General features: G+C 48.1%; 5 protein-coding genes. 2 read left to right on the forward strand and 3 right to left on the reverse strand.

The window, feature by feature from the left end; genetic code table 11:
• Positions 1-223: 223 nt before the first annotated feature.
• Together AC1WIP_RS10560 and AC1WIP_RS10565 are read right to left on the reverse strand one after the other, a co-directional pair.
• Positions 224-373 carry a hypothetical protein gene (locus AC1WIP_RS10560; RefSeq protein ID WP_481141790.1) on the reverse strand — a complete coding sequence of 50 codons (150 nt, stop codon included), beginning with the start codon at positions 371-373 and terminating at the stop codon, positions 224-226.
• A gap of 45 nt (positions 374-418) precedes the next feature.
• Positions 419-1555: a sodium ion-translocating decarboxylase subunit beta gene (locus AC1WIP_RS10565; protein WP_481141791.1), complete on the reverse strand. Its 1137-nt coding sequence runs from the start codon at positions 1553-1555 to the stop codon at positions 419-421.
• Between the two features lie 311 nt (positions 1556-1866).
• Here AC1WIP_RS10565 and rbr point away from each other — a divergent pair, with 311 nt between their 5' ends.
• A complete protein-coding gene (gene rbr / locus AC1WIP_RS10570; protein ID WP_481141792.1) occupies positions 1867-2406 on the forward strand; it encodes a rubrerythrin in 540 nt (179 codons plus the stop codon).
• A gap of 17 nt (positions 2407-2423) precedes the next feature.
• Positions 2424-2696: a DUF6171 family protein gene (locus tag AC1WIP_RS10575; protein ID WP_481141793.1), complete on the forward strand. Its 273-nt coding sequence runs from the start codon at positions 2424-2426 to the stop codon at positions 2694-2696.
• A gap of 45 nt (positions 2697-2741) precedes the next feature.
• On the opposite strand, the gene AC1WIP_RS10580 is transcribed toward AC1WIP_RS10575, so the two are convergent.
• Positions 2742-5177 carry a glycoside hydrolase family 94 protein gene (locus tag AC1WIP_RS10580; protein WP_481141794.1) on the reverse strand — a complete coding sequence of 812 codons (2436 nt, stop codon included), beginning with the start codon at positions 5175-5177 and terminating at the stop codon, positions 2742-2744.
• Between the last annotated feature and the right edge of the window lie 310 nt (positions 5178-5487).

Consider the following 5487-nt stretch of genomic DNA (forward strand, 5'->3'; position numbering starts at 1 on the left):
TAGAGCGTTTGGCTACGGACCAAAAGGTCGGGGGTTCGAATCCTCTAACGCACGTTAAAAAGCCATCGGCGAAGCCGATGGCTTTTTTCAATATGACGGGCATGCCGTCAGTCTGTGCCCGGCGGGCACACGTTTATTCCTGAAAAGAGGTATCTGCTGTTTGGTGATAAAAAAGGAAGGGGCCGTTGCAGAAATGCAGCAGCCCCTTAAAATTACTTCGTGGTTACTGGGAAGCCTTGTCCGCAGCCTTCTTTGCGGAGGAGGAATCCAGCTTTGCCAGAATGAATGTCATAATCATGATGATGATCATGGCTGCGAAAATTCCCAGCATACCCATGCCCATCATTTCCAATGCGACGATAATGTTATTCATATGTGATCTCCTTTCCCTGAATTGCAAATTTTGCTAACCTGTGTGTCAGCCCATGCTTGTTACCAGCTGAATCAACAGACCGCCCGCTATGGCAGATGCAATCTGGCCTGCCACATTAGCGCCTGCTGCGTGCATAATGACGATATTTCCGGGAGATTCCTCCTGGGCGATCTTTTGTACCACTCTGGAAGCCATGGGGAATGCAGAAATACCCGCTGCGCCCACCATGGGATTGATTTTCTTTTTCAGGAACAGATTCATAATTTTGGCAAGGAGCACACCGCCAAAGGTATCAAACACAAATGCGGCAAGACCGATAGCCATAATGAAAAGAGTGTCAGGCTTTACAAAGGAATCTGCCTGCATACTGAAGGAGATGGTGATACCCAAAAGCAGAGTGATCAGGTTTGTCAGCGTGGTCTGCGCCGTCTGGCTTAAGGACTCAAGCACACCGCACTCGCGGATCAGGTTTCCGAACATCAAAAAGCCTACCAGAGAAGCGGAGGAGGGAGCGATGAAGCCTACAATGATCGTGGTAAAAATAGGGAACAGAATACGGGTGCGCTTGGAAACGGATTTGTTGTCGTAATCCATGCGGATGGAACGTTCCTTTTTCGTCGTGATCAGCTTGATGGCAAAGGGCTGTACAATAGGAACCAGCGCCATGTAGGAATATGCCGCCACGGCGATAGCGCCCACATATTGGGAATTGAGCACCTGGGACACCAAAAGGGACGTGGGGCCGTCCGCGGCGCCTATGATACCGATGGAAGCGGCATCATTCAAAGAGAATCCTAAAGCGGAAGCCAGAAGCAGTGCGGCAAAAATACCGAATTGAGCAGCAGCGCCGAAGAGAAACATGGAGGGCTTGGCCAAAAGAGGACCAAAGTCAATCATGGCTCCGATACCGATAAACAATAACAGGGGCATTGCCTCAGAAGCAGCAATTCCCACATCGTAGAGCCAGGAGACAATGCCGTGGGTTTCCCCAACCCCCTGGAGAACCTGATCCACCGCATTGCTGCCGGGCAGATTGACCAAAATGGCGCCGAAGCCCATGGGCAGAAGCAGAGCAGGCTCATACTCCTTTTTGATCGCCACCCAGATTAAGGCGGCTCCTACTACATACATTACGATTTGCTGCCAGGTGACGGCAGCGAGACCTTCCCATAAAAATGACATTTTTCTTACACCTTTCTTTATTTTTTGAGAATAAAAAAGACCTTTACCATGCGGGGAAGGAAACCCTTGCGTGATAAAAGTCTTGCCGTTTCAATTACAGGCGGGCAGTTTCCCAAGATGCCGAAATGTCGCCTGCAATCCATGATCCATAAAGAACATGGCGGCTACTCCCTTTTGTTGATTAATTATATAAAAAATGTAGAAAAAAAGCAAGTGGAAAGGAAGAAAAATTGCCGTAACATCAGATTGCTTTTTTGTACGAATGCACGTATAATGAAAATAACTGGTTGGCAGTGGAAAGGAAGGATATTATGGCGGCATTAAAGGGAAGCAGGACAGAGAAAAACCTTATGGAGGCGTTTGCGGGAGAGTCTATGGCTCACACCAAATACAAATATTATGCTTCCAAGGCAAAAAAGGACGGCTATGTGCAGATTGGAGAGCTGTTTGAGGAAACGGCTGCAAATGAGAAGGAGCACGCAAAGATATGGTTTAAGCTGCTCCATGACGGTATCGGCTCCACTCCGGACAATTTAAGGGACGCTGCAGAGGGCGAGAATTACGAGTGGACGGATATGTATGACAAATTTGCAAAGGAAGCAAAGGAAGAGGGCTTTGAGGAAATTGCAGCCTTGTTTGCAGGCGTAGCGGCCATTGAAAAGGAGCATGAGGAAAGATATAGAAAGCTGCTTCAAAACATTGAAGAGGGCATTGTGTTCTCCAGGGATGGGGATACCATCTGGAAGTGCAGAAACTGTGGACATATTGTGATCGGGCCAAAGGCGCCTGAGGTATGCCCGGTGTGCAGCCATCCCCAGTCTTACTTTGAAATCAAGGCAGAAAACTATTAATAGAAATAGAATAGGGAATGGAAACAAAAGAAACGACTGCCAACACAAGAGTTTGTAAAAGATGCCTCACCAGGGAAATGGCGGGTTCAGAGGTGTATTTTGAAAATCTGTACGCCTATATTGCCGGTTTGGATGATGGCATAAAGGCGGATGGAACGCTTTATGAAAAGCGGCTTGGAGTGTGCAGGGAATGCGATCTGCTTTTTCAGGGGATGTGCAAGGCCTGCGGATGCTATGTGGAGCTTCGGGCGGCAGTGGCCCGAAATGGGTGCCCATACAAAAAATGGTGAAAAAAGGGAGCCAAAGCTCCCTTTTTTCATGCGTCCCAAACGGGATTATCCCATTAAAACTTCTACCTGCACCTGCTTTTTTCCGTCCTGCCAGGGGATTACATTCCCTGGTATTTCTTTGCCGTCCACCAGAAGCTTTGCCACACCCTTTTGCACATTTTGAGGATTTTTTACCTGAATGTGATAGGAGGCGCCTCGGAATTTCCTTGTGACCTGGAAATCTCCAAAATCCCCGGGTACGCAGGGGTCGATCTGAAGGCCTTCAAAGGCGGGATAAATTCCCAGAATATATTGGGAAATATTTACAAAGGTCCAGGCGGCGGTTCCCGTCAGCCAGCTGTTCTTTGCTTCACCGTGCCTGGGAGCGTCCCTGCCTGCGATCATCTGCGCATAGACATACGGTTCTGTGCGGTGAATTTCACTGATCTCCTCAACGTAGGCCGGACAGGTTTTTTTGTAAATCTCAAAAGCCCGGTCTCCTCTTCCCAATACGGTCTCGGCGATGGATACCCAGGGATTGTTGTGGCAGAAAATGCCGGCGTTTTCCTTATATCCAGGAGGATAGGAGGAAATTTCCCCAAGCTCCAGGTGATAGCGCGTGTAAGGGGGCTGCAGGATCATAATGCCATATTCGGTCTCCAGGCGGTTTTTTACGGAATCCAGGGCTTTCTGGGCCAGACCTTCTTTTACGCCAATGCCGGCAAGGACGCAGAAGCCCTGAGGCTCTATGTAAATCTGTCCCTCTTCGCATTGAGAGGAGCCTACCTTATTCCCCATTGCGTCGTAGGCCCGAAGAAACCATTGCCCGTCCCAGCCGCTTTTTAATACGGCATCGTACATTTCCTTTACCTGGCCTCTGGCGTATTGGGCTTCTTTGTCATCTCCAAGCAGCGCAGCCAGTTTTGCGTATTCCTCCCCATACTTTACGAACATACCGGCGATAAAGACAGATTCCGCCACAGGGCCTTCGCTTGGTCCAAAGGTCTGGAAGGATTCTCCCGGATGCTCGGAAAAGCAATTTAAGTTCAGACAGTCATTCCAGTCGGCCCGGCCGATGAGCGGCAGGCCATGGGGGCCTTTATGGTTTACAATATAGTCAAAGGAGCGCTTTAAATGCTCCAAAAGGGGTGCGGCCTTGGCAGGATCATGGTCAAAGGGAACAGGCTCAGACAAAATGGATAAATCACCCGTCTCTCTCACATATGCGCCCACCCCGGCAATCAGCCACAAGGGATCGTCGTTAAAACCGCTTCCAATGTCGGAATTCCCCTTTTTTGTGAGAGGCTGGTATTGATGATAGGCGCTGCCGTCCTCAAACTGGGTGGAGGCGATGTCGATGATCCGCTGCCTTGCCCGGTCAGGAATCAGATGCACGAACCCTAACAAATCCTGGCAGGAATCTCTAAACCCCATGCCTCGTCCAATACCGGACTCATAATAGGAGGCGGAGCGGGACATATTGAAGGTTACCATGCACTGATACTGATTCCAGATATTTACCATTCGGTTTACTTTTTCATCCTGTGTGTGAACCTGATAGCTGTCAAGCAGTGTGCGCCAATAGAGGCACAGCTCGTCGAATGCTTTTTCGGCGTCCTTTTCAGAGGCGTATTTCTCCAGCATGGCATAGGCGGGTTTTTTGTTGATTACTCCGGGGCTCTCCCATTTGTCCTGGGGAGGATTTTCCACGTATCCCAGCACGAAAAGGAAGGTTTTGCTCTCTCCTGGATCCAGGGTGAGATTGATCTGGTGAGAGGCGATGGGAGACCAGCCGCTGGCTATGGAGTTTGTGCAGGCGCCCTGCTCCACCGCTTCGGGACAGTCGGCGCCCCGGTAAGGGCCCAGAAAGGCGTCTCTGCTGGTGTCAAAGCCCGCAATGTCCGTATTAACGGAATAAAAGGCATAATGATTGCGCCGCTCTCTGTATTCGGTTTTGTGGAAAATAACAGAACCCGCTACCTCCACCTCGCCAATGCTTAGATTTCTCTGGAAATTTTTCATGTCGTCATCTGCATTCCAAAGACACCATTCCACATAAGAAAAAACAGAAAAGGTTTTCGGACAGGTGGTATTGTTGGTGAGCGTCAGTCTGGTGATTTCACAGTTATCCTTTACCGGGATAAAGGTGAGCACATCTGTCCTGAGGCCTCCCTTGGAGGCCAGGAAGCGGCTGTAACCAAGGCCGTGGCGGCACTCGTAAAAATCAAGCTCGGTCTTGGAGGGCTGCCAGCCGGGGTTCCAGATCACGGAGCCGTCCTTTATATATAAATATTTACCGTTTACATCCCAGGGTACATTATTGTACCGGTAACGGGTCAGACGCATAAGCTTTGCATCCTTGTAAAAGGTGTAGCCGCCACAGGTATTGGAGATCAGGCTGAAAAAATCATTGCAGCCCAGATAATTGATCCAGGGAAGCGGCGTTGCAGGAGCAGTGATTACATACTCCCGGTGTTTGTCGTCAAAATACCCAAATTTCATATGGTAAGTTTCTCCTTTTTAAGTTTAAGAAAACGTTTAAGTTGTTGTAATCTTAACATGGATTATATAGAACAAAGTCGGAAAAATCAATAGAAATCGCAGAAAAACTTAAAGAAAAAACAAATTTTGAGAGATGTGAATAAAAAGGCCAGGTAATAAAATGAAAAGAAAACGTTATACGACAAAGCACATTATTATGGAAGAAGAAAATCTAAAAATGAGCTTAATATACAAAAAGTGGTATTCAAAATTGTAAATAGCATACAAAGTGATTATAAAATTCAAAAAAGGCATTGCAAAATTGTAAAAT

This window comes from Acetatifactor sp. (assembly GCF_982438285.1).